General features: G+C 70.3%; 25 protein-coding genes. 6 read left to right on the top strand and 19 right to left on the bottom strand.

The annotated features are described in order from the left end of the window. Positions 1 to 61 precede the first annotated feature (61 nt). From D7147_RS04480 to D7147_RS04470, 3 genes are all read right to left on the bottom strand, one after another. Positions 62 to 484, bottom strand: a complete 423-nt coding sequence (locus D7147_RS04480) for a roadblock/LC7 domain-containing protein (protein WP_120674029.1) — start codon at positions 482 to 484, stop codon at positions 62 to 64. Continuing rightward, on the bottom strand, positions 481 to 2,973 hold the full coding sequence (locus D7147_RS04475) for a sensor histidine kinase (protein WP_233562927.1): 2,493 nt from the start codon (positions 2,971 to 2,973) through the stop codon (positions 481 to 483). The genes D7147_RS04480 and D7147_RS04475 overlap by 4 nt, the downstream gene beginning before the upstream one ends. Positions 2,974 to 3,070: 97 nt before the next feature. Then, positions 3,071 to 4,483: an FGGY family carbohydrate kinase gene (locus D7147_RS04470; protein ID WP_120674027.1), complete on the bottom strand. Its 1,413-nt coding sequence runs from the start codon at positions 4,481 to 4,483 to the stop codon at positions 3,071 to 3,073. A 256-nt stretch (positions 4,484 to 4,739) separates the two neighbouring features. On the opposite strand from D7147_RS04470, the gene D7147_RS04465 reads away from it, so the two are divergent. Next, positions 4,740 to 6,677: a chorismate-binding protein gene (locus D7147_RS04465; RefSeq protein ID WP_120674026.1), complete on the top strand. Its 1,938-nt coding sequence runs from the start codon at positions 4,740 to 4,742 to the stop codon at positions 6,675 to 6,677. A gap of 62 nt (positions 6,678 to 6,739) precedes the next feature. On the opposite strand, the gene wrbA is transcribed toward D7147_RS04465, so the two are convergent. Then, entirely contained in the window at positions 6,740 to 7,357 is a 618-nt protein-coding gene (gene wrbA / locus D7147_RS04460) for an NAD(P)H:quinone oxidoreductase (protein ID WP_120674025.1), read from the bottom strand. 281 nt (positions 7,358 to 7,638) lie between these two features. Beyond that, complete coding sequence (locus tag D7147_RS04455) at positions 7,639 to 8,022, bottom strand: hypothetical protein (protein WP_120674024.1); 384 nt, start codon at positions 8,020 to 8,022, stop codon at positions 7,639 to 7,641. 142 nt (positions 8,023 to 8,164) lie between these two features. On the opposite strand from D7147_RS04455, the gene D7147_RS04450 reads away from it, so the two are divergent. Continuing rightward, entirely contained in the window at positions 8,165 to 9,262 is a 1,098-nt protein-coding gene (locus D7147_RS04450; protein WP_120674023.1) for a winged helix DNA-binding domain-containing protein, read from the top strand. Positions 9,263 to 9,384: 122 nt separating this feature from the next. On the opposite strand, the gene D7147_RS04445 is transcribed toward D7147_RS04450, so the two are convergent. From D7147_RS04445 to D7147_RS04430, 4 genes are all read right to left on the bottom strand, one after another. Then, complete coding sequence (locus D7147_RS04445) at positions 9,385 to 10,593, bottom strand: ABC transporter ATP-binding protein (RefSeq protein ID WP_120674022.1); 1,209 nt, start codon at positions 10,591 to 10,593, stop codon at positions 9,385 to 9,387. A 38-nt stretch (positions 10,594 to 10,631) separates the two neighbouring features. After that, positions 10,632 to 11,468: a carbohydrate ABC transporter permease gene (locus tag D7147_RS04440; RefSeq protein ID WP_120674021.1), complete on the bottom strand. Its 837-nt coding sequence runs from the start codon at positions 11,466 to 11,468 to the stop codon at positions 10,632 to 10,634. Position 11,469: 1 nt separating this feature from the next. Next, positions 11,470 to 12,441, bottom strand: a complete 972-nt coding sequence (locus tag D7147_RS04435) for a carbohydrate ABC transporter permease (RefSeq protein ID WP_120674020.1) — start codon at positions 12,439 to 12,441, stop codon at positions 11,470 to 11,472. A gap of 156 nt (positions 12,442 to 12,597) precedes the next feature. Further along, positions 12,598 to 13,884: an ABC transporter substrate-binding protein gene (locus tag D7147_RS04430; protein WP_120674019.1), complete on the bottom strand. Its 1,287-nt coding sequence runs from the start codon at positions 13,882 to 13,884 to the stop codon at positions 12,598 to 12,600. Positions 13,885 to 14,205: 321 nt separating this feature from the next. Between D7147_RS04430 and D7147_RS04425 the strand changes: the two genes are divergently transcribed. The 3 genes from D7147_RS04425 (at position 14,206) to D7147_RS04415 (ending at position 15,851) form a co-directional block, all read left to right on the top strand. Further along, on the top strand, positions 14,206 to 14,910 hold the full coding sequence (locus tag D7147_RS04425) for a VOC family protein (RefSeq protein ID WP_120674018.1): 705 nt from the start codon (positions 14,206 to 14,208) through the stop codon (positions 14,908 to 14,910). A gap of 186 nt (positions 14,911 to 15,096) precedes the next feature. Further along, positions 15,097 to 15,528, top strand: a complete 432-nt coding sequence (locus D7147_RS04420) for a RusA family crossover junction endodeoxyribonuclease (RefSeq protein ID WP_120674017.1) — start codon at positions 15,097 to 15,099, stop codon at positions 15,526 to 15,528. Between the two features lie 47 nt (positions 15,529 to 15,575). Beyond that, entirely contained in the window at positions 15,576 to 15,851 is a 276-nt protein-coding gene (locus D7147_RS04415) for a hypothetical protein (RefSeq protein ID WP_120674016.1), read from the top strand. Between the two features lie 22 nt (positions 15,852 to 15,873). Here D7147_RS04415 and D7147_RS04410 read toward each other — a convergent pair whose 3' ends face one another. The 6 genes from D7147_RS04410 to D7147_RS04385 all read right to left on the bottom strand — a co-directional run bounded on the left by D7147_RS04410 (position 15,874) and on the right by D7147_RS04385 (position 21,154). After that, a complete protein-coding gene (locus D7147_RS04410) occupies positions 15,874 to 16,677 on the bottom strand; it encodes a hypothetical protein (RefSeq protein ID WP_120674015.1) in 804 nt (267 codons plus the stop codon). A 154-nt stretch (positions 16,678 to 16,831) separates the two neighbouring features. Then, entirely contained in the window at positions 16,832 to 17,533 is a 702-nt protein-coding gene (locus tag D7147_RS04405; RefSeq protein ID WP_147437333.1) for a hypothetical protein, read from the bottom strand. Positions 17,534 to 17,560: 27 nt separating this feature from the next. Beyond that, positions 17,561 to 18,481: an RHS repeat-associated core domain-containing protein gene (locus D7147_RS32595; RefSeq protein WP_267900754.1), complete on the bottom strand. Its 921-nt coding sequence runs from the start codon at positions 18,479 to 18,481 to the stop codon at positions 17,561 to 17,563. A 108-nt stretch (positions 18,482 to 18,589) separates the two neighbouring features. Continuing rightward, complete coding sequence (locus tag D7147_RS32865; RefSeq protein WP_233562926.1) at positions 18,590 to 18,922, bottom strand: hypothetical protein; 333 nt, start codon at positions 18,920 to 18,922, stop codon at positions 18,590 to 18,592. An 11-nt stretch (positions 18,923 to 18,933) separates the two neighbouring features. Beyond that, positions 18,934 to 20,169: a hypothetical protein gene (locus D7147_RS04390; RefSeq protein WP_147437332.1), complete on the bottom strand. Its 1,236-nt coding sequence runs from the start codon at positions 20,167 to 20,169 to the stop codon at positions 18,934 to 18,936. A gap of 190 nt (positions 20,170 to 20,359) precedes the next feature. Then, the gene (locus D7147_RS04385; protein WP_158609270.1) at positions 20,360 to 21,154 is read right to left on the bottom strand and encodes a L,D-transpeptidase family protein; all 795 of its coding nucleotides are present in this window, start codon (positions 21,152 to 21,154) and stop codon (positions 20,360 to 20,362) included. 134 nt (positions 21,155 to 21,288) lie between these two features. On the opposite strand from D7147_RS04385, the gene D7147_RS04380 reads away from it, so the two are divergent. Next, positions 21,289 to 21,537 (top strand): hypothetical protein, encoded by a 249-nt coding sequence (locus D7147_RS04380; protein ID WP_233562925.1) that lies wholly within the window; start codon positions 21,289 to 21,291, stop codon positions 21,535 to 21,537. Between the two features lie 135 nt (positions 21,538 to 21,672). Here D7147_RS04380 and D7147_RS04375 read toward each other — a convergent pair whose 3' ends face one another. From D7147_RS04375 to D7147_RS04360, 4 genes are all read right to left on the bottom strand, one after another. Further along, positions 21,673 to 22,233, bottom strand: a complete 561-nt coding sequence (locus D7147_RS04375; RefSeq protein WP_120674009.1) for a hypothetical protein — start codon at positions 22,231 to 22,233, stop codon at positions 21,673 to 21,675. A 98-nt stretch (positions 22,234 to 22,331) separates the two neighbouring features. Next, positions 22,332 to 23,492, bottom strand: a complete 1,161-nt coding sequence (locus D7147_RS04370; protein WP_120674008.1) for a low temperature requirement protein A — start codon at positions 23,490 to 23,492, stop codon at positions 22,332 to 22,334. A gap of 216 nt (positions 23,493 to 23,708) precedes the next feature. Beyond that, positions 23,709 to 24,056, bottom strand: a complete 348-nt coding sequence (locus D7147_RS04365; RefSeq protein WP_233563004.1) for a L,D-transpeptidase family protein — start codon at positions 24,054 to 24,056, stop codon at positions 23,709 to 23,711. A 223-nt stretch (positions 24,057 to 24,279) separates the two neighbouring features. After that, positions 24,280 to 25,512 (bottom strand): RNA-guided endonuclease InsQ/TnpB family protein, encoded by a 1,233-nt coding sequence (locus tag D7147_RS04360; RefSeq protein ID WP_120675167.1) that lies wholly within the window; start codon positions 25,510 to 25,512, stop codon positions 24,280 to 24,282. Positions 25,513 to 25,662 lie beyond the last annotated feature (150 nt).

Below are 25,662 nucleotides of genomic sequence, written 5' to 3'. Positions count from 1 at the left end.
CCGGCCAGGGACTTCGACACACGCCCTGAGGACAGCCGACCGCTCGGGCCCGCGGCGTCGCTCAGCGCGGCAACGCCTGCTGCAGCTCGGCCCGCAACGCCGGGGTGAGCATCTCCCCCGCCTGCTTGGCGAGCCGGGCCATCTCGTAGCCCACCACGCCGATGTCGGCGTCGGAGGCCGCCAGGGTGGCGAGGATCGAGCCGTCCCGCACCTGCATGACCAGGAAGTAGCCACGGCCCATCTCGACGACCGTCTGCTTGACCACGTCCCCGTCGAACATCTGCGCCGCGCCCGAGGTGATGCTCATCAGCCCGGAGGTCACCGCCGCGAGCTTGTCCGCGTTGTCGCGGGGCAGGTGGTCGGAGATCGCCACCAACAGCCCGTCCGAGGAGACCACCGCCGCGTGTGCGACACCCGGCACCCGCTCGGCGAAGCCACTGACCAGCCAGCTGAGGTCACGCGCCTCCTGACTCAACGTCGTCACTGTCGTCCTCCTTCGCCGTGCCCGCCGGTCGGCGGCACAGGTATCTCGGTGGTGTCCTCCGCCTCGGCCCGCCGTACTCCGCTGTAGAGGCGGGAGAGCATTCCGCCGACCGCGTCCGGATCCGGGTCGTGCGCGTTCGGCCCCGGCTGGGGTCGTACCGAACCGTGCATCGCGGCGAGCTGCGCCATCGGCACCCGCGTCGGCAGCCCGCGCGCGTTCACACCCCCGGTGACCGGGGTCGCGGCCGAGGCGACCGGTCCCGGGGCCTTCGGCGCCGGCGGCCCCTGCCGGGACCACCAGCTGCCGCCCCCGTCGACGGTGGGGGGAGCGAGCACGTCCTCGGCGCGTACCGGCAGCGGTCGGCGCTGGCGCGGCACCGCGACCGGCCGGCGTCCCGCCACCGGCAGGTCGATCGCACCGGCCGACGGGGCCGCAACGTACCCGGTCGTCAACATCCGCGCCGGGATCGCCGCGTCGAGCGGCTCCGCCGGCGCCGGCGCGAGCAGCACGCCCGGCAGCTGGAGCACAGCGACCAGGCCCCCCTGCCCACCGTGCAGCCGCACCCGGACGCCGAGCCGGGCCGCCAGGTGGCTGACCACGAAGAGACCCATCCGCTCGACCGTCGCGACGTCGGCGGCCGGCGGCGTGGCGAGCACGGTGTTCGCCTCGGCCAGCGCGGCCGGGCTCATCCCCAGCCCCCGGTCGGTGATCTCGATGACGGCGTCCGCTGCGTCGGCGCGGGCGGTCACCGAGACCACGGTGTCGGGCCGGGAGAAGGCGGTGGCGTTCTCCAGCAGCTCGGCGAGCAGGTGCACCAGCTCCCCGACGGCGTGACCGACGATGTGCAGGTCGGCCACCGACTCGTGCCGGACCCGCTGGTACTGCTCGATCTCCGCGGCGGCGGCGAGCAGGACGGCGCCGAGCCCGACGGGCCGCTGCCACCGTCGGGTGGACTCGGTGCCGGCGAGCACCAGCAGGCTCTCGTCGTTACGCCGCATGCGCGCGGCCAGATGGTCCAGCTTGAACAGGTTCTCCAGCTGGTCCGGGTCGTTCTCCTCGCGCTCCAGATCGTCGAGGAGTTCGAGCTGCCGCTCCACCAGCACCTGGCTGCGCCGGGCCAGGTTCACGAACATGGCGTTGACGTTGCGCCGCATCGAGGCCTGCTCGACGGCGACGCTCACCGCGCTGCGGTGCACCGCCACGAAGGCCTCCGCGAGCTCCCCGATCTCGTCCAGCGACCGGACCACAGCCGGCGCGACGTCGATGTGCGGTACGCCGCCGCTGACGGTTCGCAGCCGGTCCAGGGCGTCCGGCAGCTCCACCTGCGCGATCCGTAGGGCCTGGCTCCGCAGCAGACGCATGGACCTGGCGAGCGACCGGCCGATGAGCAGCGAGATGAGCACCGCGACCAGGAGCACCGCGACGATCCCACCGGCGACCAGCAGCGTCGTCCGCAGCTGCCCGGTCGCGGCGTCGTCGGCCTGCCGGACCGCGTCGGTCAGCACACTCTCCTCGGCCTGCCCCAGCAGCTCCTGCCGCCGCTCGCTCGCCGCCCACCACTGCGTCGCGGGCAGCACCGCGGGCGTCACCCCGGTCGTGGGCAGGCTGCGCTCCTCCAGCTCGGCGGCGGCGGCGAACGCCGGGTCGACCGACATCTGGTCGTACCGGCGGACCTGCTCGGTGGTGGCGGCGACCCGGAACGCGCCGAGCGCGGTGAGCTGCTGCGCGCGAAGGTCGGAGAGGACGACCTGGTCCTCCGAGCCGTACCGGCCGGCCCGGGCCGCCGCGTAGAGCTCGGCGCGGATCCGGGAAGCGAGCTCCTTGACCCGCGCGAACTGCACGTAACGCAGCACGGCGTCGCTCAGTGCCGGACGGTCCTGACCCGGGTTCGGCTCGGCCAGCAGGTCGAGCAGCGCACCGACCGCCCGGTGGTAGTTGCTCAGGATGGTGTCGCTGCTGAGCACCGCGGGCGGCACGGCAGGGCGGATGTAGACGATCCGGTCGTACGCCTCCAGCACCTCGGAGAACGCCACCCGCCAGGACGCGTCCGCGTCCGCCAGGGGGTCCGCCGCCCGCCGCAGGTCCGCGATGGCCTGGTCGGTGGCCGCCCGCAACGGCTCCAACTCCTCGATCGCGGCGTTACGGTCGGCCGAGCCCGCCGCCCGGCGAAGCTCGGCGAGCTCCCCCGCCGTTCGGTCCCGCTCCTGCTGGATGCGGTGCACCGCCGTGGTGATCTCCCGACCGATCCCGACCTGCTCGGCGAAGTCGCTGAGCACGGTGGTCTGCCCGACCAGGGAGCTGGTCTGCACGCCGGCCAGGACCAGGAACGCCACCGACGGCACCACCAGGACGGTGGCGAGCTTGGTCCGCAGGCGCCAGTCGCGCAGCCGCATCGGCGAGCGGCGCCGGTGCGGCACGACCCGTTCGTCGAAGCGCCGGCGGTGCTGACCGGCCATCGAGCCGAGTGCCGGGCCCGCACCTACGCGCACGCTGCCTCCTCCTCCCCTCGCGTCCACCGCGACCGGGGAGCGGAATCCATCCAACCAGGCGAGGGAGCGGTGTCAACGGCTCGAGCGCCACCGAGGCTCAGGAAGAATACGGTGAGCGGGATCGACCTGTCGCGGTCGGTGAGATCAATTCATCCGTCCGGCCGATGTCGGCCAACTCGACGGCCACCTCGAACCGTCCCAATGCGACAAGCGCCGCGCCGGTCGCACCGATCTCCGGATTCCGCTGGTGCGACACGGCGCGCGGGCTGAGCGCCGCGGCGAACGCCTGCCGCCACCAGACCGACGCGGCCATCGCCCCGCCGCCCAGCACCACCGCCACCTGCTGCTCGACAGTGGACTCCAGCACCTCGAGGTCCCGCGCCACCAGGTCGCAGAGGCCCTGCATGAGGCCGGCGAGGATGTCCACCGCCGTGGTGCCGAAGCTCAGCCCGCGCAGCTCGCCGCTGCCGGCCGGCGCCAGGCCCGGCGGCCGGTCTCCGCCGTAGCGGGGGTCGGCCGGGCGGCCACCACCGGGCGGGATCAGTGCCAGCGCCGCGTCCAGCTCGGCGCCGCCGGGCAGCTTCAGCTCCCGATTGGCCCAGGCGAAGAGGTTCCCACCGCAGGAGTACGCGGCCCCGGTCACCACGTGGTCATGGTCGACGCGGTAGCGCCACAGCCGCTCGGGCAGCCGGGGCAGCTCCTGCCCGGCCGGCACCCGTTGCATCAACCGCACCGCCGCCGAGGTGCCGACGGTCACCGCCGCCCGGCTCGGTTCGACGCAGCCCGAGCCGACGTTCGACGCGCCGCCGTCGCCGACCACGGCCGTCCAGCCCACCCCGGCCAGCTCCGGCCACCGCTTCGCCTGCTCGGGTCGCAGCCGCCCGCGCCACCGCATCGGGGCGAGCTCCGGCAGTTCGCCGGGGCGCGCGCCGGCCAGCCCGAGCGCCTCGTCGTCCCAGGTGAGCGTCCGCAGGTCGAGCAGGCCGGTGCCGGAGGCCTGGGAGATCGACATCGGCACCTCTTCGAGCAGCTGGCCCAGCACGTACTCGACAAGCCCGGCGAAGCTCGTCACCCGGCTGCCGGTCCGCTCGCGCAGCCACGGCAGCCGCAACGACCAGTAGCCACGGTGCCACCAGGTGCCGGTGCGCTGGTGGTAGTCGTCGGGGTCGGCCGGGCCCGTCATCGACGCCGACGCCACCGGCCGGGTGTCGAGCCAGGTGAGCGCCGGCCCGAGCGGTTCGCGGGCGGCGTCCAGCGGGAGCACCGAGTGCCACTGCCCGGAGACCGCGACCAGCTCGACGTCGCGCAGGTGCCCCGCCTCGGAGAGCTCGTCCAGGCAGTCGACCAGACAGGCGACGTAGTCCGGGGCCTCCAACGTCCCGGTGCCGTCGTCGCCGACGGCCAGGCTGACCTTGCGCCGCGCCAGGGCGCCGGGCAGGGGCTGCGTGTCCTCGTCCAGCACCAGCCCGCGAACCGACGAGGTGCCCAGGTCGAGCGCGAGAATGTTCATCGTCGGTCAAGTTACCCGCTGTACGTCCGGCGCAGGCATCGGTCGGGTACGGCGTACGCGGATCGGCTTCCGCGCGGGCCCGCGTACCCGTAGGGTGGGCGCATGCCCGCGCACCTCACCTGCTGGTGGCCCGCCGACCCGGCGGCCATCCTCCGCGCGTAGCTTCCACACGCGGCCGCCTGTCGAGGCGGTCGCCGGATCTCCCAGAGCACCCAGGCCGCCCGCACCGGGCGACGCCCGACTCCAGGAGAATCCGATGACCCACCTGAGCGATCTGCTCGCCGCCGTCTCCGCCGGCGCCGACCCGGGCCCGTTCGCCCTGATCCGCCGGGCCGACGCCGACGGGTTGGAGCTCTTCGCCGGTCCGGTCCGCACGGTCGACCGGCTCGCCGACATCCCGCTGCCCGAGGGCGCACCCGGCCCGCGCACCCTGGCGCTGGTGCCCTACCGGCAGATCACCGAGCGCGGCTTCGCCTGCGTCGACGACGGGATGCCGTTGGAGTGCCTGCAGGTCGAGCGGTACGAGCGGATCGAGCTGACCGAGGCGCTCGCGGCGCTCCCCGACCGCCCGGTGCGCACCAGCGGCGCGGCCTTCGACGTCACCGACGAGGAGTACGCCGCCGCTGTCGAGCGGGTGCTCACCGAGGAGATCGGTCGGGGCGAGGGCGCCAACTTCGTCATCCACCGCACGCTGACCGCCACCGTGCAGGACCCGCCGCTGGTGGCCGCGTTCGCGGCGCTGCGCCGGCTGCTGCTGGCCGAGCGGGGCGCGTACTGGACCTTCGTGGTCCACACCGGCAGCCGGGTGCTGGTGGGCGCGAGCCCGGAACGGCACGTCAGCGTCGACGACGGCCTGGTGATGATGAACCCGATCAGCGGCACCTTCCGGCACGGCGACACCGGCCCGGAGCGCGCCGCGCTGCTGGGCTTCCTCGCCGACCGCAAGGAGATCGAGGAGCTCTACATGGTCCTCGACGAGGAGCTGAAGATGATGGCCGCCGTCGCCGAGGAGGGCGGGCAGGTGGTCGGCCCGTACCTGAAGGAGATGTCCCATCTGGCGCACACCGAGTACCTGCTCGCCGGCCGGGGCACCCGCGACGTCCGGGAGGTGCTGCGCGAGACGATGTTCGCGCCGACGGTCACCGGCAGCCCGATGGAGAACGCCTGCCGGGTGATCGCCCGGCACGAGCGCACCGGGCGGCGCTACTACGGCGGGGTGCTGGCCCTGCTCGGCCACGACGACGCCGGCCGGCAGACCCTGGACGCGCCGATCCTGATCCGCACCGCCGAGATCTCCCCCGCCGGGGCGCTGCGGGTGTCGGTCGGGGCCACCCTCGTCCGGCACTCCTCCGCGTCCGGCGAGGTGGCGGAGACCCACGCGAAGGCCGCGGGCGTGCTGGCCGCGCTCGGGCTCGGTCCGCAGGCGGCCCGGTCCGCCGGGGAGCCGGCGCCGCGGCTCGCCGACGACCCGGAGGTGCGCGCCGCGCTCGCCGCGCGCAACGCGCCGCTGGCCCGGTTCTGGCTGGACCAGCGGGCACCGGGCGCCTGCGTGCTTCCGGTGTTGGTCGGGCGCTCGGCGCTGGTCGTCGACGGTGAGGACACCTTCACCGGCATGCTCACCCACCAGCTGCGGGGGCTCGGCCTGGCCGTGACCGTGCGGCCGTGGCACGCGCCCGGCCCGCTGGACGGGTACGACCTGGTGGTGGTCGGCCCGGGCCCGGGTGATCCGGGCAGCATGACCGATCCGAAGATGCTGGCCCTGCGCGCGCTGCTGGCCGGGCTGCTGGCCGCCGGACGGCCGACCCTCACGGTCTGCCTGGGGCACCAGTTGCTGGCCGGCCTGCTGGGGCTGCCGCTGCACCAGCGAATCGCCCCGTATCAGGGGTTGCAGCGGGAGGTCGACCTCTTCGGCACGCCCCGCCGGGTGGGTTTCTACGCCACCTTCACCGCCCGCGCCGAGGCCGACGGTCTGGACACCCCGTACGGCCGGGTGGAGTTGGCGCGCGACGGCGTCGACGGCGCGGTGCACGCGCTGCGCGGGCCGGGCTTCGCCGGGGTGCAGTTCCACCCGGAGTCGGTGCTCAGCCCGGACGGGCTGGAGGTCCTGGCCGAGCTGCTGCCGGCGCTGCTGCCGCCGACCGCCGGTCGGTTCGAGTCGACGGGCGCGACCGGATCCACGGCCGAGCGGGCCTAGCCGGACGGGACGGCGGCCGGGCGGGGCGCGAGGCCTCCGCCCGGCCGCCGGTCACCGGTGGCTCAACCGGCGAGGCCCTTCTTCACGGCGGCGCCGATCTGGACCGCGCGCCGGGCGGTGAGCGCGGTGGCGGTCAGGGCGATGTCGTCCGGTGCCGTCTCGCCGTTGTTGCTGGTGTGCGAGGCGCCGTACGGGTTTCCGGCGATGAACTGGCTGGTGTCGGTGTAACCGGGGGTCACCACGATCCCGCCCCAGTGGTAGAAGACCGAGAAGAGCGACGTCAGCGTGGTCTCCTGGCCGCCGTGACTGGTCGCCGTCGTGCAGAACGCCGAGCAGACCTTGTTGACCAGGGCGCCCTGGCTCCAGAGCGGGCCGGTGGTGTCGATGAACTGTTTGAGCTGGGCGGCGACCACCCCGTACCGGGTCGGCGACCCGAAGATCAACACGTCGGCCCAGGAGAGGTCGTCGAGCATCGCCTCGGGGACGTCCTGGGTCTCGAGGTGGTGGGCGTGCCAGCCGGAGTTCGAGCGGATCGCCTCGTCGGGCGCGAGTTCGCGCACCTTGCGCAGCCGCACCTCCGCGCCCGCGTCGCCGGCGGCCTCGCAGGCGGCCTGCGCCATCTGATAGGTGGTGCCGGTGGCGCTGTAGTAGATCACCGCTACCTTGACCCGGTCAGCCATCGGAACGTCCCCTTCCTGTGTCAGCTCCGGCGACTACCCGTCACCTTCTGCCACAAACGTCCCCGGACGGCGCTGGTCCGCCGGGATGTCGCCGACGGCGACTCGGTGCCCGCACGGGTGCCTCAGGTCGCCGCGGCCGGCAACCCCGGCGACGTCCACGACCGCGCTCCGCCGGCGCGAGGGCCGACGCGAGGGCCGGCGCGGCGCGGGGAGGGGCGGTCGGCCGGTCGCCGGGCGTCACCGCACGGCAGTACCGGCCGCCCGCCCCTCCCCGTTCCGGATCACGAGACCCGGTTACGCAGGTCGTCCACCTGCTCCTGCAGTCGGTCCGCCGCTCCCTGGTTGTTGAGGAACGTCGCGACCCCCGCGATGAACACCAGACCGAGGATCAACGCGATGATGCTGAGCGTGAGGCCGCCGATGGTCACACCCCGACCGGTCACGCCCGGCCGCTTGGCCATCCGGAGCCCGAAGACGCCGACGATGATCCCGATGATGCCGAGAATGATCCCGGCCCACGCGAGGATGGCCGTCAGCGTGCACACCAGGGCGGACACGCCGAACACCAGCGCGAAGGTCGCGGCGGTGCTGGTCTTGGCTGGGGTGCGATCGGCCCGGGACCGGGCCGGCGCGCCGCCCCGCATCGGCTCGCTGGACGCAGTCATGGCTCTCCCTTCCGCACGCGCGGTGCGCGTACTTACGCCGTCGCATCCCCCCTCGCCGTGCCGTTATGCCTGTCCGTCGCGGGGACCCGAAGCTGTCGGTGGCCACGCCTAGGCTGACGCGCGACCGGTGGAGGGGGATCCCATGCGGCTGACCGCGAGCGAGGCGCTCGCCCTGCGGATGAGCAGTCTCCTGCTGGGCCCCCGGCCCGTCCCGCATCCGCGCACGGTGGCCGAGGTGGTCGAGTGGTTCGGGGCGATGCAAGCGCAGGATGTGGCCAGCGGGATCTGGTCGCTCGGCGCCCGGCTGCCCGCGTTCACCCTCACCGACGTGCAGTCCGCGCTGGAACGGCGGGAGGCGCTGCGCACCTGGCCGATGCGGGGCACCGTCCACCTCGTTCCGGCCCGCGACGCCCGCTGGATGCTGGAGCTCACCGGCGTCCGTTCGTTGCCGGCCGCGGCGACCCGGCGGGCCGCCCTCGGCCTCGACGAGGCCGACGCCGACCGTGCGGTGGAGGTGCTCGGCAGCGCGCTGGCCGGAGGGCGGCTCACCCGGGCCCGCTGCCTGGAGACGTTGAACGCCGCCGGCATCGGCACCGACGGCCAGCGCGGCTACCACCTGCTTTGGTACGCGAGCGTGCGCGGCGTGACCTGCGTCGCGCCGAACATCGGCACGGAGCAGACCTTCGCGCTGCTGGACGAGTGGGCGCCCAACCCGCTGCGCCCCGAGCGGGACGAGGCGCTCGCGCTCCTCGCCCGCCGCTACGTCCGCTCACACGGCCCGGTGACCGCCCGCGAGTTCGCGGGCTGGACGGGGCTGACCCTCACCGACGCCCGGCGCGGGTTCGCGGCGGCCGGTGACACCCTGGCCGCCGTGACGGTCGACGGGGAGGAGATGCTGGTCGACGGCGCGCTGCTGGACGCCGCCCCGGTGCCGGTCGACGACGTGCGGGTGCTGCCCGGCTTCGACGAGTACCTGCTGGGCTACAAGGACCGTTCGCTGATGCTCGATCCGGCCCACCGCGACGCGATCATTCCCGGCAACAACGGCATCTTCCAACCCACGATCGTCTCCGGCGGGCGGGTGGTGGGCACCTGGCGGCGAACGATCGGCAAGACCCGGGTCAAGGTCGGGGTGACGCCGCTGGCGGAGCTGGACCGTTCCCGGACGGAACACGCCCTCGCCCGCTACGCCGAGTTCCTCGGCCTGCCGCTCGAGGTGAGCTGGGCCGACACTGTCTAGGCCCGGCACCCGGCAGGCCGTGCTCGGGTCGGCGGCGGTGTTCGCCGGAGTCTCCCGCCGCCGAGCGGCTGTCGCGTGGGCCGGCGGTGGATATTCCCGCCGGCCCGTTTCCGTGACCGCGCTCAGCTCGCCAGCGCTCCGGCGGCCCGCCCCTCGTGCAGGGTCAGGTTCCGACCGTTGGCCGGATCGAAGAGGTGGATCTTCTCCAGGTTGAACCAGACCCGCCGGTTCTCCCCCTCGGTGACCGACGACTCCGCCGAGAGCCGGGTGACCAGGTTCGCCCCACCGCCGGTGAGGTCGGCCGCGCCCGCGTCCGCGGCCAGCTCCTCCAGCTCGGCGGCGCTCGCCCGCTCCCCCTCCACCATGAGGTAGACGTACTTGTCCGAACCCATCGACTCGACGATCTCCACCGGCGCCTCGAACTCCAGGCCGCGCTGTCTGGTCTCCGCGTCGACCAGCTCGGCGTCCTCGAAGTGCTCCGGCCGTACCCCGAGGATCAGCTCCCGGGGCGCGTCGGCCGCCTCCAGCTCCCGGCGGAGCCGGTCGCCGATCGGCACGTCGCCGAGCGCGGTCCGCAGCTTGCCCTCCTCGACGGCGGCGTGCAGGAAGTTCATCGACGGCGAGCCGATGAAGCCCGCCACGAAGAGGTTGCGCGGATGGTCGTACAGCTCCTGCGGCGGGCCGACCTGCTGCACCTGACCGCCCCGCATGATCACGACCCGGTCGCCGAGGGTCATCGCCTCGGTCTGGTCGTGCGTGACGTAGACGGTGGTGGTGCCGAGCTGCTTCTGCAGCCGGGACACCACCGTCCGCATCTGCACCCGCAGCTTCGCGTCCAGGTTGGAGAGCGGTTCGTCCATCAGGAAGGCCTTCGGCTGGCGTACGATCGCCCGGCCCATCGCCACCCGCTGCCGCTGACCGCCGGAGAGATTGGCCGGCCTGCGGTCCAGCAGTGGGGTCAACTCCAGGACCTTCGCCGCCTCCTCGACCTTGGAGTTGATGGTCTCCCGATCCAGCTTCTGCAGGCGCAGCGGGAAGGCCATGTTCTCCCGGACCGTCATGTTCGGGTAGAGCGCGTAGGACTGGAAGACCATGGCGATGTCGCGGTCCCGGGGTGCCTTGTCGTTCACCCGCTGACCACCGATGCGCAGCTCACCGGAGCTGATGTCCTCCAACCCGGCGATCATGTTCAGCGTGGTCGACTTACCGCAGCCGGAGGGGCCGACCAGGATCACAAACTCACCGTCGGCGATCTCCAGGTCGACGTCCCGCACCGCGTCGGTCCCGTCCGGGAACCGCTTGCTCACCTTGTCGAGCACGATCTCAGCCACTGTTACCACCTGATCCCTTGGCTACGCACGTTTACCACCTATCCCTTGACTGCGCCGGAGGTCAGGCCGGAGACGATGCGGCGCTGGAAGAAGAGCACGAACAGAATGATCGGAACCGTGATCACCACGGCGGCGGCGCAGATCGCGCCGGTGGGGTCCTCGAACTGGGACGCGCCGGTGAAGAACGACAACGCCACCGGCACCGTACGGGCCCGCTCGGTCGAGGTGAGCGTGATGGCGAAGAGGAAGTCGTTCCAGCAGAAGATGAAGACCAGGATCGCCGTGGTGAAGAGTCCGGGCGCGGCCAGCGGGGCGATGACCCGCCGGAACGCCTGCCCCTGGGTGGCGCCGTCCATCTTCGCCGCCTTCTCCAGGTCCCACGGGATCTGCTTGAAGAACGCCGACAACGTGTAGATCGCCAGCGGCAGCGCGAAGGTGATGTACGGCAGGATCAGCCCCGGCCAGGTGTCGAAGAGACCGACCTGCCGCTCGATCTCGAAGAGCGGGGAGACCAGCGACACCTGCGGGAACATCGCGATCAGCAGGGAGACCCCGACCAGCAGCTTCTTGCCGGGGAAGTCCAGCCGGGCGATCGCGTACGCGGCCATCGCGCCGAGCACCACCGCGATCAGGGTGGCGATCAGCGCGATGCCTATCGAGTTGACCAGGGCCCGGACGAACTGGTCGGTGGCGAAGATCGTCCGGTAGTTCTCCAGCGTCCACTCGCGTGGGATGAACTTCCCGTCCGTCAGCGTGGCCGGGGTCTTGAACGACAGCGACGCGATCCACAGCACGGGGATCAGCGCGAAGACGACCACGACGGCGTCCAGCAGGCCCCACCGCAGTCTGGCGCGCGTGGTGGTTTCGGTAGCCATCTCAACGCCTCTCGTCGTCCGAGCTGCCGGGGGCAGCGGTGCCGAAGAGCTTCACGAAGACGAACGCGATGATCGCCACCGCGATGAAGATCAGCACGGACATGGTCGAGCCGATGCCGAGGTTCAAGCCCCGGATCAGGTTGTTGTAGGCAAGCATCGACACCGACGAGGTCTCGTTGCCGCCTGCCGTGAGCACGAAGATGTTGTCGAAGACCCGGAACGCGTCCAGCGTGCGGAAGAGCAGCGCGACCAGGATCGCCGGCTTCATCACCGGCAACATCACCTTCGTGAACCGCTGCCAGGAGGTCGCCCCGTCGGTGGAGGCCGCCTTGAGCAGATCCTCGGGCACCAGCGCCAGACCGGCCATCAGCAGCAGCGCCATGAACGGGGTGGTCTTCCAGATCTCGGCGAGCATGATGATCGCCAGCGAGCTGGCCCGCTCGGTGAGCGGCGCCCCGTCGCTGAACAGATTGGCCAGGTAGCCGGTGCCGGGCGTCCACGCGTACCGCCAGGAGAAGGCCGCGACGACCGTCACGATGCCGTACGGGATCAGCGCGGCGGTCCGCACGATGCCCCGGCCGACCAGCGTCCGGTGCATGATCAGGGCGAGTCCCATGCCGAGCACCAGCTCGACCGCGACGGTGACCACGGTGATCAGGGCGGTCACGCCGAACGCCGTCCACCAGAACTCGTTGCTGAGCACCGTGACGTAGTTCTCCAGCCCCACGAACGCCCGCTCGTCGGGGAAGCGCAGGTCGAAGCGCTGCAGGGAGAGCCAGACCGAGTAGATGATCGGGTACGCCGTCACGGCGAGCATCACCAGCGCGGCCGGCGCGCAGAGCAGCCAGCCGAGTCTGCGTTCGGACTTCTTGTTCTCGCTCAACGGCGCCCGGCGGGGTCGGGACCGTTGGGTCGGCACGGCCGCGTGCCGCCCGTCGCCCCGGACGGCGGTCTGCTCGCTCTGCTCGCTCATGCCGTCGCCTCCCTTCGGTCGGCAACGCCATGAGGCTCCACCGCACTGACCCGCTCGATTCGCTCGCTGTTCTCGCTCATGCCGTCGCCTCCCTTCGGTCGACGACACCATGAGACTCCACCGCACTGACCTGCCTGATTCGCTCGCTGCGCTCGCTCATGGCAGCACCCCCTTCGACTCGAGCGCGTCGGCGATGGCCTCGCGCAGCTCGTCCGCGGTCTGCTGCGGCCGGATCTGCGACGGCGGCGAGAGCACCGCCGACATCACCGTCGAGATGCTCTGGTAGGCGGGCGTCAGCGGGCGCACCGCCGGCTCCTTCAGCTCCTCGACGATGGTGTCCCGCATCGGGTACGCCTCGGCCATCTCCGGGTCGGCGTAGACCTTCTCGATGGTCGGCGGCACGCCGTCGTTGATGGCGGAGAACTTCTGGTTCTGCTCGTTCCGGAGGCACTTGGCCACCTCGAAGGAGAGCTCAGGGTGCTTCGAGTAGCGGCTGACCGCGAGGTTGACCCCGCCGATGGTGACCTTGCTCGGGGTGTTCTCGTCGATGCCCGGCACCCGAGCCCAGCCGACCTGCTTGGCGAGCTCCGGGTTGGCCTCCTGCATCGCCGGGTAGACGAACGGCCAGTTCACCTGGAACGCGCCCGCGCCGGACTGGAACTCCAGCCGCACCGGGTCCTCGGTGGCGTTGCTGAACGACGGCGAGGTCACGCCCGACGTGGCCAGCTTCCGCAGCTGCTCCAGCGCCCGTACGGTGCCCTCGTCCATCACCGCCTTGCCGCCGTCGTCGCTGAGGATCCGGCCGCCGGCGCTCTCCGCCAGGGTGTTGTAGAGGACGACCAGGCCCTCGTACTGCGCGCCCATGGTGAGGATCTGGTGCGGCTTGCCCTGCTGCTTCAGCTCCTGTGCGGCGGAGATCATCTGGTCCCAGCTCTTCGGCGGCTCGGGCACCAGGTCCTTGCGGTACCAGAGCAGCTGCACGTTGGTGTTCTTCGGCGCCCCGTAGAGCCGGTCCTCGTAGCGGGCGGTCTCCAGCGGGCCGGCGAGTGTGCCCTGCTCCACCTCGACCTTGTCCTGCCCGGTCCACTCCAGGATCCAGTCGGCGCTGGCGAACTCCTGGGTCCAGGTGACGTCCAGGCCCAGCACGTCCATGCCGCTGTCCTCGGCGGCGAGCCGGCGGACCAGCTGCACCCGCTGGTCGTCGGCCTGCCGGGGCAACACCCGGTAGACGATCTTGTAACGGCCGCCGGCCGCGGTGTTGCAGGTGTCGACCACCTTCTGCAGGTTCTGCTCCGGCGGGTAGTACAGGTTGATCGTGGGTGTGCCGCCGTCCCCACCGGAACCGCAGGCCGTCAACGGCGCCGCCAGCGCCACCGCGGCGGCCGCCGCCACCGCACGCACCCGTGGTCGGCGTCGACGTACGGCCTCGTCGGGCTCGTTCATCACCCCTCCCCCCTCTGCTCGGCCACGTGCCGGGGAGGCCACCGTGCCCCGGCGCACGGCGAGACGGTCGGGGCCGCGACCAGCGATGATCGATCCCCGGACGTTTCGTGGCCCCAACACTGCCCGACCTGCGGAGCCACGAAACCTCACGCGATCAACCCCGCGGTGGCCGGGCAGTTCGTGCAACATCAGGGAAGTTGTCGCCTCCGACACATCCGACACGACAACTTCGGGGAAGTTGCGCGGAGCTGATGCCCACGAGGGCGGGCGAGAGCGGAAACGGTTCGCGGAAACGTCACATCGCTCCCGCAGAATGGCACGGTGATCGCGCACTTCAAGGACCTCTGCCTCGACGCGGCCGACGCCCACCGGCTCGGCGCCTTCTGGGCCGGCATCCTCGACGCGAAGCTGGTCGACCTCGGCGACGGCGACACCCGCGTCGACCCACGGGCCGCCCGCTCCGACGCCGAGTCGATCTGGGTGAACACGGTGCCCGAACCCCGTACCGGCAAGACCCGCGTCCACCTCGACCTGCGGATGGCCGACGCCGAACCGACGGCGCTGCTGGCAGCCGGGGCGACGCTGGTCCGCGAGCCGGACGCCGAGCTCGGCTGGTGGGTGCTGGCCGACCCGGACGGCAACGTCTTCTGCGCCTTCCCACCCGAGGAGGGCTCGCGACCCGGGCCGGTGGCGCTGGTCGTCGACGCGGCCGACCCGGTCGCGCAGACCACCTGGTGGGCCCGGGTCGTCGGTGGCACGATCGAGACCAGCGACGAGGGGTACGCGCGCCTGGTCGGCGCCGCCGGCTTCCCCTGGGACTACTGGATCTTCATGCCCGTGCCGGAGCGCAAGACGGTCAAGAACCGGATGCACTGGGACGTCGGGCTTACCGAGCCGGAGCCGACCGCCCTGATCGAGGCGGGCGCGACGCTGCTGCGGGAGCGGGACGACAGGATCGACTGGTGGATCATGGCCGATCCGGAGGGGAACGAGTTCTGCGCCTTCGCGCCGCGTCCCACCCAATGAGCGACCACGCTACCCAGCGCCCGCCCGGTGCATTAGCTTTTTCCTAGCTCCACTGCCAGCGCGTACGCCGCCGACGTCGATACGCCTCCGGCCGACCCCACCCCGCCCGATCGGTTGGTTCTCCACGGAACACCCACCGCCGATCCACCGGTTGGGCAGGATCGTCCGCAACGAGGAGGTGCCGTCGTGCAGGACACCCGCGCTCTCGCCCTGACGTTCGAGGTGAGCGGCCTGCCACCGGTCAAGACCGAGGCGCTGTCCATCTTCGCCGCCGGGCACCGGCAGGCGACGAGGGTCCGCGCCCTCCTCGAAGCGGCCCTGACGGCGGCCCAGCACACCGGCTGGACCCCGCTCACCGGGCCGATCGAGGTGGACCTCGTGCTGCGCTGCCCGCCGGGGCACCGCACCTCCGACGCGAGCACCCTGCTCGGCGGGGTGTGCGCGGTGCTCCAGGACAAGAAGCGGGTGGCCAACATCGGCCTCGCCCACCTCGGCGTCCTCGTGGACGTCGCGCTCTACTCCGACGACCGGCAGATCCGCCGGCTGTCGTACATCGAAAAGCCGGCGGAGGACTTCTCGTACCAGGTGCGGGTGGCCGCCGTACCGAACGTGGTTTGACCGACGTCCGCGGTGGGGTACCGCGGACGCCGACGAAGGGAGCGCCGATGTCGGAGCCACATGTCACGCTCGACCCGCGCGGGCTGGACCCGGTGCAGCGGAAGCTGCGCGGCCCGCTGGAGGATCAGCTGACCTCGGCGCTCCAGGCAGCCACCGAACGGATCCGCGCCGGCTACGCCGGCGAGCCGGTCGAACAGGTCTGCCAACGGCTGCTCGACGAGACGCGAGCCGGCCTGCACCCGGACATCGCGGCCGGCTTCAACCCGGACATGGACGAGTTCTGCCGGGTCGCCGTGGCGATCGTCCGAGGCACCGCCGTCTGACCACTACCCGGCCCGGAGGCGCTCAGGCGGCGACCGGGTCGATCCGCCAGCCGGTCAGCGTCGGCGCGGAAACCTTCGCCAACTCCGCCGCATAGTCGCGCACCAGCGCCGGCAGCCGGTAGCCGGCCGGGTCGTCGCGGCGCAGCAGGTGCGCGTCGGCGAGTTCCTCCAGCGCCTGCCACACCCGGTGCACGCTGACCCCCAGCCGGGCCGCGCTCCGCTCCGGCAGAACCGGGGCGTCCGGCGCCTCGCCGAGCTGCTCCAACAGCCGGCCGGCCACCTCGTCGGCGAACCGCACGGCGGCGACCGCCGTCGCGACACGGGCACGCACCGAGAGGTCCTCGTAAGCCAGCAGGTCCAACCGGTCGTGGCCGTCGAGCAGCTGCGCGACCAGGGTGGCCACCGGCAGGTCGGGACGGCTTGCCAACCGTGACCCGGCGATCCGCAGCGCCAGCACCGAGCCGGCGCAGAGCCGCACCAGCTCGGCCACCGCGGCCGGGTCCGCGTTCAGCCGGTCGGTGCCGGCGAACCTGGCGAGCAGCGGCCTCGCCTCCGCGACACTGAGCGGGTCGAGGTCGATCCGACGGACGCCGTCGAGGCTGCGCAGGTGCCGCTGCCCGGCGACGATCAGCGCGGGCCCGGGGCCGGCCGGAATCAACGGCCGTACCTGCTCGGCACCGGTGACCCCGTCCACCACGAGCAGGAGGCGCCGTCCGGCGACCCGGGACCGCACCCAGCCGGCCAGCTCGTCGATCCCACACGGCACCTCGGCGGCCGGCACGCCGAGCGCACGCAGCACCCGGGCCAGCACCTCGGCGGGGGTCACCGACGGCCGGTAGCCGAGGTCGACGAAGACAACCCGACGTGGTGGGTGGCGTGGTCGAGGCCGGCGCGGGGGCGACGGTCGCGCCGGTTAGGGTGGGCCCACCGCGCAGCGGCGGGCCCACCCTTCCTCGTTTCCTAACTATGCGGTTGCCCGCCTAACCTATGAGCTCCGGCACCGATCGGTCGATGCTGATGGTCAGCGGACCGTCCGGCTGAAATCCCGGAACATTGACAGCCCGATCGACCGACGCCAACCACTCAGGGAGTGCCGACTCCACCAGGTCGATGGAGGTCGTCACCGGCGAGTATCCGATATTGAAGGCACGAATCTCGCCCCCTACCTCTATTTTGATGAACTGAAATTGAGAACTGGCGCGGTCGGCGGCACGCAGCGTCAACTCAGAAGTGTTCATCGAGGTGACGAATTCTTCCGTTATACCGATCGCCTCGCGGCCGGCGCTTCGGTTGACGAACGCGAAGGAGTCAACGACCTGCTCGCCGCCCCGCAGATGCGACCTGAAGTCATATGCCCCTTTCACCAAGGCGAGGTCGGCGGCAGACAGCCAGGTGGACTTTCTCAGGCAGAAGACCGGACCCTCCTCCTCCGGCTCGTTTCTCAGCGACGTGTCGGTCCGGTAGACCCCCGTGACAGAAACACAAGGACCCTCGTCAACCATGACCGTCAGCCAAGGCTGAAACAGCAGGCGTTCCCCGGAAAATGAGGCGCTAATCATTCGGATGCCAGCCAGTTTGGCCACCGCGACGCGCTTGAGTGTGCCAATGTTCTTTAGGAGACGAGGCGGTCGCATCACCATAAAGCCTGGGTAGCCAGCCTCCGAACCTTGACCCTCATCCATGGAACCATCCCTCCAATCCGCGCCTAGTCACTTGTATTCCGACATGTTCCCAACATACAATCCCTCGTTCGGATCCGTACCCTTCCGGACGGCGAAGATGTTGTCGTTCTTGTCGACGTAGAGATCGAAGTGTGATTCCTGACCAGGCGAGCCGTCCTTGACCGTGTGCGGGTCGACCCCGTTTCGCTTGAGCCACCGGTCGTCGCGCCTCGTCGGGTTGTCAGGCTTGGGCGTCTCCCAGCTTCCTACGCTGTCGCCATCACGCGGGGACTCGAATCGCTTCAGATCGTCCCACCAGTTCGATGCTCCGTGAGCGACCATCGCGACGCCACCGACGGCCAGGGCTCCGCCACCCAACGCGGCGGCGGCCCCACCAGCACAGGCCGCACCGGTGATGGGAGCGGTGACCACTCCCACGAGCGCCGGCACACTCGCGACGCATGCCGAGATGCCCCCAGCCACCATCGTGATGCCGCCACCGATCGCCGCGCTACCGAGGATGATTTCGGCGGTGTCCACGGCGAGGTCAGTGAGGGCATCCGAATTGTGGTCGACCCATTCTGCCGCGCTTTCCGCGGCGTCGCAGACGTCCTGGGCCCAGTCCCAGCAGTGTCCGTCGATCTCGATGGCGCTGATGGGGTCGCCGCCGCCGAAGGCGTACCGGTTGCCGGTGAAAGGGCTGAGGCCGAGGCTCATGTCGGCCAGAGCACCGTTGTAGCTGTTGCGGGACAGGAACCTGTTGAGACCTGGGCTGTAGTCGCGGAAGCCCATGTCGTAGTTGCCGGAGGACTGGTCCCACCGCTTGGCGTTGAACCGGTAGGCGTTGTAGGGCTCCTTGGTCGGGTCTGCCGTGTCCGGCTTGTCGATGCCCGTGAACTGGGCGTCGTCGTTATTGCCGTACGCGCTGTAGCCGTAGGTGGCCTTGGTGTCACCGGTCTTGTCGGTCAGCGTCTCGACGTCGGTGCGCGGGTTGTAGCCGTAGCTGCCGCTCCTTCACTGGCCTTAAGCGGAGCGGTGCCTGCCGCCAGTACGACGACAGGCACCATCAACTCGACCCTATTCCTCCGCAGCGTCAGCCCGCTTTCGCAACTCCGCCGCTATGCGGTCCCAGTCTGGGCCGTGGTTGAAGAGGTCAGCCGCCGCTTCCCGCAGCAGAGACGAGTCATTGGGTCGCTGCAGGCAGGCCAAGCGATAGGCAAGGTTGCGGGCCCAAATTGGAAGGCCAGCGTAGTCCTCGTCGAGGACCGTTTCGAGCATACGGATGATGTCATCCGCTGGAGCGAACGTTACCGCTTCGAGAAACTCCAGTTCGACTTTCCCGAGGTCCGCCCGACCCTTACCCCAGTTGATCGAAGAGAGCAGCCGCCCCAGTTCCAATAGGTTTCTCACAGCCGTCCTAACTAGTTCAGCCAGTAGGTCCCGACATTCACCGAATTTGGTCCCGTCTGCACGACTCGATAGCCTATAGAGCTCCCGCCTACATCTACCGTGCGTGTCGCAGCCTGAGCACCTCGTCCACCCACCGGCAATACGCCTCCTCCCGATTTGTAACCCTTGCCCACCTTCAAGGGCCAAGTCGTCGGATCCTGCCCGTACGCGTGCCCCGGGTTGCCCTTGTAGATCTGCACGTCCTGGGCGTCGTCCGGAACCGGCTGAATCTTGATGGTCGGGTCGACCACCACCGGGTACACCCGCGCCGGATCGGCCAGCCAGCCCGCATCCGGGGTGACCGTGATCGTCGACCGGCCACCGGCCAGCGCCACCTTCTGGGTGACCTTCTCCGACCACACCTTCCCGTGCGGCGAGTTCTTGTCGTCCTTGTCGTCGTACATGAACGGCGGCGGCATCACGAACACCGGCTCACCGCCGCCCGCGCGCACGAACGCGATCGACCCGTCCTCGCGCTGCTGCGCCGTCAGCCCCGCGGTGCCCAGCGTGAACGTCCACGACACCGGCCCGGCCGGCACCTCGCGCAGGACGATCTCCTCCTTCAGCGCGGTCGGCGTGACGTCGTAGACCACGTCCGCGCCGCCCGCCACGCCGGCGTAGGTCACCGTCGAGCCCGACACCTTCGGCATGACCGCCTTCGCGGCACCCGACAGACCCAACTCGATGCTCCGGCCGTCCCGCTCGAACCGCGCCAGCTCCTCGGAGCTGTCCCCGAACAGGCTGGTGAACGAATTCGTCCGGTTGCCCTGGACGTAACCCTTCTCGTTCGTCGGCCGCACCGTCGTGTCGATCGCCTGGTAACGGCCCTTGGAGTCCTTGTAGTGCACCGGCGCCGCGGAGATCTCCGCCTGCGTCCGCCCGTCGGACAGCTGATACGTCTTACTGTTCGCCGTCCGCTTGCCGGTCAACTCCTTGACCCGCTTCTGCGGTGGCCACACCTTCGCCGCCGGAGCCTTCTCGTGCACCGACAGGCCGGCGCTGATCACCTCCGGCCTCGGCCGGCCCGGTCCGTCACCGACCAGGCCCCGGGCAGCGTCGCCCAGCCGGTCGAACAGACCCGTTCCGTCGTCGTGGGCGCTCGCGCTGCCCTCTGGTCTCTGGTCGGACAGGACAGCCGTCCCGCCCACGGTGGCGGCCAACGCCATCACCAGGGCCGCGATCAGCGGCCCTCTCAGGTTCCTTCTCACCCGTTACCCTCCGGTCAAGGGCTGATACGTCGGGTAGAAGCTAGGAGAACGACATACACGCGCAGCTATCGTCCGGCGATCGCGGCGCGATAGCGCAGGCGCGGACCGAGCGCCGCAGCGGGGTGGGGACGGGACAGGGGCCGCCCCGCTCGGGATGAGCGGGACGGCCTCCGGGTGACGACGGTGAGCGTCAGTAGCGGTTGAGGTTCGCGTACGGGCTGATCACGATGCGCGGCGACAGCGCCGGGTTCAGCCAGCGCAGAATTGCCACCAGGTTGGTGTGCGAGACGGCCACGCACCCGGCGGTGGCGTTGCCGCTGCTGGTGCTGAACTCGTGCAGGAAGATCCCGCTGCCCGCGTTCGGCACCGGTGTCGGCACGTTGGGCGCCATGTTGTACGTGATCACGGCGAAGTGCGTGTACGCCGGCACCTCCTGCCACAGCGCCTCGCTGTATCCGCCGGGATTGGTGGCGCTGTGCTGGAAGGAGTTGTAGAGCGAGGATGCCGGGTTCTCGTTCCACCAGTCACCGCTGACCAGCCGGTGGTACGGGTACCGGACTCCAGGGTTGGCGGCGTTGCCGTACATGGTGGGCCCGATCGAGTAGACCCCGGTCGGCGTGGTGGCCACGCCCTCCGTGTGGTTGTCGCTGAATCCCTTCGACCCGATGCGAGCTGGCACCGGCGCGGAGACCGGCCACCAGCGGCCCCGCTCCTTCGCGTACGTCTCGAGGGTCGCGTAGGTGGTGGAGTAACTACTCCCGCCGACGATGATGACCTGTTGGGTCTGCGACGGCAGGGTCTTCAGCTGCGCAGCCCTGTTGCTGGGCGGCGTCACGTTCCCCCGCTTGTTCGTCGAGGACGCCACGCCGGTCGCCGTCCACCAGGTGCTGTCCCGCGTCCCCGCGGCGGCTGCGGCTGTCGAACCGACGAGGGCCGGAGCCGCCACGCCAGCGGCGGCGCCGAGCACGAATGTTCTCCGCTTCATATCGAACATAGTGACATACGAAGAATGTTCATGATGTCCCCTTAAGCCTGAGTTCCTGTCCAGCAGAGGCCCGGGACCGCTGTGCGGGTCAGAGGCGGGTCCGCAACTCCCCGGCCCTGGCCCCACCGTCCGGTGTGGTAGCGGACATCGCCGTGGTGAAGGCGCTGCGCGGCCCGCTGGAGGATCAGCTGACCTCGGCGCTCCAGGCAGCCACCGAACGGATCCGCGCCGGCTACGCCGGCGAGCCGGTCGAACAGGTCTGCCAACGGCTGCTCGACGAGACGCGAGCCGGCCTGCACCCGGACATCGCGGCCGGCTTCAACCCGGACATGGACGAGTTCTGCCGGGTCGCCGTGGCGATCGTCCGCGGCACCGCCGTCTGACCACCGTCGTCCGGGAACATGCACGCGTCCTGCCAGCCAGAACGGCGAGTACACGGGCTCGCGTTCGGGCGCATACGCGTCGGGTTACGCCGCGCGCAGCTCCTCATGCGAAGTGTCCGGCCGCAGCCGGCGTCGTCAGGTCGACAGCAGTGGTTGATCTCGTAGCGTGGCGCGGTAGCCGGTGACGTAGGCCCGCCGCTCCGCCTGCGCCAACAGTTCGTCCAGCTCGGACGGGGACAGTTCGAGATCTGCTACGACGGCGGCCAGCGCCAGCATCTTGACCGCCTCCAGCACCCTGCCGTCGATCTGATCCAACGAGACCTTCTCACCCACCCCCCATCTCAGCGTCAGCTCCACCTGCTCCGGCGTGCAGATGCGCTTCGCGCTCTTGTAGGTCCAGAAGAACCGGAGGGTGAACTTCCTGATCTGATGCAGCGAGGGCTGCTCGCCGAATTTTTCTCGCAGTGCTCCCGCAAATGCCTCATCGATGACCCCGCCCGCATCGCACCATCTCGTCGCAATGAGGCTGGCGCGCAGTTCGTCCCGCTCCGCCTTCTGATTCTGCACAGATGCCCGCAGGAAAGCGCCTATCAGCGTCGCCGGGCCGGTCATCACCATGGTTCTTCGCTTCTCCACCATCGAACATCCCAATGGCGCGCCGGTGAACCCCGAGCCTGTGTGGGACAGGAACTCCATGGAAGTCGACTCACGTTACCGTAGCTCGGACCGGGGCTGACCTGCCTGTCGTGGTGAATAACACGAGCCCGGTCCGGGGTTGGCGGCCGGCGTTCGGGCTACTGTGCCGTGGCTTCGCGTCGGGTGCGCCACATGTCGGTGAGCGTGATACCGACGAGGACGCCCATGGTGACGACGGTGACGAAGATCGGGGCCAGCGCGCTCAGCACCGGAGTCAGGACGACCAGCAGGGCCAGCCAGCCCAGCCGGGACCGGGAGAGCAGGCGGAGGAGCACGTACTCGGAGCCCATCCGCCCGAGCACGAAGAGCACCGGTCCCCCGACGAGAAGGACGAGCCAGGTCGCCGGGGTGGTTCCGAGGGGTTGGTGGATGACCAGCTCCACCCCGGCCGACGTGGCGATCACCCCGGTGACCAGAACCGCGTAGACGTACGACGCGAGGCGCGCCGCACCTCGCGGATTGCGGTGTGCCGATCGGTCGACGAACTTGTCGGTCTGCAGCACGTAGATCTGCCAGAAGAGCAGGGCGATGGCGATCGCCGCGAGGAAGGCGACTGTCCGGGCGGGAGAGTATTCCACGCCGCCGAATTGCAGTGTGGCCATCAACCCCAGCTCGCCGAGGACCAGGATGGCGATCTGCTGGTACCGCTCGCCGAAGTGGACGCTCAGCTGGTCGTACTGGTCGAGTGGCACCCGCCCCCGCAGGGGCGTTGGGTAGCGCAGCGCGGCGGCCAGGTAGTCAATGACGAGCGCACCGGCCCAGAGCGGAGCGCGCCAGGCCGGATCGACGAACCCGCCCACGAGCCAGAGCGAGCCGGAGACGCAGAACCAGAAGAGGAACCGCTGGGCCCGGGCGTGCGCGGAGCGCCGACGCAGCGCGGCGACGAGCAGGATCCCACGTACGAGGTGCAGGCCGACGTACGCGCCGGCGAAGAGCAGACCACGATCGCCATAGGCACCCGGTACGGCGCAGGCCATCAGCACCACGCCGAAGACCGTGCTGGCTATCACGATCTGGATCACCCGTAGCCGGGGATCGTAGAACTCGGTGGCGAGCGCGGTGACCGACCACGTCCACCAGGCGGCCAGCAGCAGGATGAGGCTCTGCCCCAATCCACCCCAGCTCGGGTCCGCGGCGAACCGCATCGACAACTGCGCGAACATGGCGACGTAGAAGACGTCGAAGAAGAGCTCCAGCAGCGTCGCCCGTTTGAACGACCTGGGGTCACGTCGTACCCCGGAGGCCTCCGTGCTCGTCATCGATCAGCCGCCCCGCTGCCTCCGCTGACCTGTTCACGTCGAGGTCGTCGCGTTTCCCGAGGTGAGGCCCGCTCACCTGGCGGCCGCAGACTCGCGGCTCATCGCGACCAACGACGGGACTCTCGTCGAGTTACCGTCGCCTCGATCCGCCGCGACGACGACGCGCACGGTCACGGCGGCTGGTCGACAACTTGTGCAGCCGAGCCACGAGGGGCGTCAGTAGCGGCCGAGGTTCGGGAAGGGGCTGAGCACGATGCGCGGGGAGAGCGCCGGGTTCAGCCAGCGCAGCACGGTGACCAGATGGGTGTGCGAGACGGCCACGCATCCGGCGGTGGCGTTGCCGCCGCTGCGGCTGAACTCGTGCAGGAAGATCCCGCTGCCCGCGTACGGCACCGGCGTCGGCACGTTGGGCGCCATGTTGTACGTGATCACGGCGAAGTGGGTGTACGCGGGCACCTCCTGCCACAGCGCCTCACTGTTCCCTCCCGGGTTGGTGGCGGTTTGCTGGAAGGTGTTGTAGCGCGGGGAGGTCGGGTTCTCGTTCCACCAGTCGCCGCTGAACAGCCGGTGGTACGGGTAGCGGACGCCGGGGTTCGCGGCGATGCCGACATGGTGGGGCCGATCGAGTAGACCCCGGTCGGCGTGGTCGGCACGCCCTCGGTGTGGTTGTCGCTGAACCCCTTCGACCCGATCCTGGCCGGTGTCGGGGCAAGGCGGGCCACCAGCGACCCCGCACCTTCGCGTACGCCTCCAGGTCGCGTAGGTGTCGGCTTGACATCCCTCCGCCCTAGAGGACGGAGATTCCCTCCACGCTGCGCGTGGTCCGCGCGGCGTCTGGGTGGGTTACCGCTTCGCTGCGCGGTGCCGCCATCGCTGGTGGTCTGACCTGCGCTCCACGGTCGTTGAGGTCCGCCTGTCCAGCGGCCCTGATGTTCTTGGCGGCGTTGACGTCGCGGTCGTGGTGACTGCCGCACGGGCAGTCCCACGCTCGGACGTTGAGCGCCATCTTCTCGCCGATCCGTCCGCAGTCGGAACACGTGCGGGTGGACGGTAAGAACCGGTCCACCCGGGCGAATGTGCGGCCGTACCGCGCGGCCTTGTACTCCAACATGCCTGTGAACGACGCCCATCCGGCGTCGTGCACGGACTTGGCCAGCCGGGTCCGGCCGAGACCGGTCACGCACAGATCCTCGACATAGATCGCTTGGTTCTCGCGAACGATGGTCGTGGACAGTTTGTGCTGCCAGTCGCGCCGGGTGTCGGCCACCCGCGCGTGGGCGCGGGCGACCTTGACGACGGCCTTCTTGCGCCTGTTCGAGCCCTTCTGCTTGCGGGAGAGGGCCTGTTGCAGCCGCTTGAGCTTGCGCGCCGCGCGGCGCAGGAACTTCGGCGCGGCCACTTTCGTGCCGTCCGAGAGCACCGCGAAGTGCGTCAGCCCCAGGTCGATGCCCACCTCGGACTCGACCGGCGGCAACGTCTCGTCCTCGGCGGTCTGCACGACGAACGAGGCGAAGTACCGCCCCGCCGCGTCCTTGATGATCGCCACCGACGACGGGTCCGATGGCAAAGATCGCGACCAGCGCACATCCAAGTCGCCGATCTTCGGCAGTCGCAGGCGGCCATTGTCGAGAACTGTGAACCGGGAGTTCTTGGTGAACCGGATGGCCTGCCGGTTGTCCTTGCGGGACCGGAACCGAGGCGCGGCGACCTTGCGGCCCTTGCGCTTGCCCGACATCGAGGCGAAGAAGTTGCGGTACGCGGTGTTCAGGTCCGCGAGTGCCTGCTGCAACACCACGGCCGACACCTCGGAAAGCCACGCCCGCTGCGGAGTCAGCTTGGCCTGTGTGATGAGCCGCTTGGACAACTCGGCGTCCGACACGTACTTCTCGCCTGCCTCGCGTGCCTGCTGACGCAGACGCAGCCCATCGTTGAACACCACCCGCGCACACCCGAACGCCCGAGCCAAGCCGATCTGCTGGCCGGGCGTCGGATACACGCGGAAGTTGTACCGAAGCTGCACGAGAAGCACCGTACATGTTGCTTTAAGGCGTGTTTCAGAAGTCGTGGTGGTCGATGAAGGTCCCGGCGTGGCGGTGATCGACAACTGAAGAGGCCTCCGGTATCTGGTTCTGCGACCAAGCAAGAACTTCATACCGGAGACCTCGTGGCC

Origin of the sequence: Micromonospora musae, from assembly GCF_003626545.1 — a bacterium.
Taxonomy (GTDB): domain Bacteria; phylum Actinomycetota; class Actinomycetes; order Mycobacteriales; family Micromonosporaceae; genus Micromonospora; species Micromonospora musae.
The sequence above is the reverse complement of the archived record's forward strand: the minus strand, read 5'-3'. Positions and strand labels throughout refer to the sequence as shown.

Excerpts from the sequence above, each read along its gene's own strand:
- D7147_RS04470 (WP_120674027.1), bottom strand. The coding sequence starts at position 4,483 with ATGAACATTCTCGCGCTCGACCTGGGCACCTCGTCGGTTCGCGGGCTG.
- D7147_RS04465 (WP_120674026.1), top strand. The coding sequence starts at position 4,740 with ATGACCCACCTGAGCGATCTGCTCGCCGCCGTCTCCGCCGGCGCCGAC.
- wrbA (WP_120674025.1), bottom strand. The coding sequence starts at position 7,357 with ATGGCTGACCGGGTCAAGGTAGCGGTGATCTACTACAGCGCCACCGGC.
- D7147_RS04455 (WP_120674024.1), bottom strand. The coding sequence starts at position 8,022 with ATGACTGCGTCCAGCGAGCCGATGCGGGGCGGCGCGCCGGCCCGGTCC.
- D7147_RS04450 (WP_120674023.1), top strand. The coding sequence starts at position 8,165 with ATGCGGCTGACCGCGAGCGAGGCGCTCGCCCTGCGGATGAGCAGTCTC.
- D7147_RS04440 (WP_120674021.1), bottom strand. The coding sequence starts at position 11,468 with ATGGCTACCGAAACCACCACGCGCGCCAGACTGCGGTGGGGCCTGCTG.
- D7147_RS04435 (WP_120674020.1), bottom strand. The coding sequence starts at position 12,441 with ATGAGCGAGCAGAGCGAGCAGACCGCCGTCCGGGGCGACGGGCGGCAC.
- D7147_RS04430 (WP_120674019.1), bottom strand. The coding sequence starts at position 13,884 with ATGAACGAGCCCGACGAGGCCGTACGTCGACGCCGACCACGGGTGCGT.
- D7147_RS04415 (WP_120674016.1), top strand. The coding sequence starts at position 15,576 with ATGTCGGAGCCACATGTCACGCTCGACCCGCGCGGGCTGGACCCGGTG.
- D7147_RS04405 (WP_147437333.1), bottom strand. The coding sequence starts at position 17,533 with ATGGATGAGGGTCAAGGTTCGGAGGCTGGCTACCCAGGCTTTATGGTG.
- D7147_RS04385 (WP_158609270.1), bottom strand. The coding sequence starts at position 21,154 with ATGAAGCGGAGAACATTCGTGCTCGGCGCCGCCGCTGGCGTGGCGGCT.
- D7147_RS04375 (WP_120674009.1), bottom strand. The coding sequence starts at position 22,233 with ATGGAGTTCCTGTCCCACACAGGCTCGGGGTTCACCGGCGCGCCATTG.
- D7147_RS04370 (WP_120674008.1), bottom strand. The coding sequence starts at position 23,492 with ATGACGAGCACGGAGGCCTCCGGGGTACGACGTGACCCCAGGTCGTTC.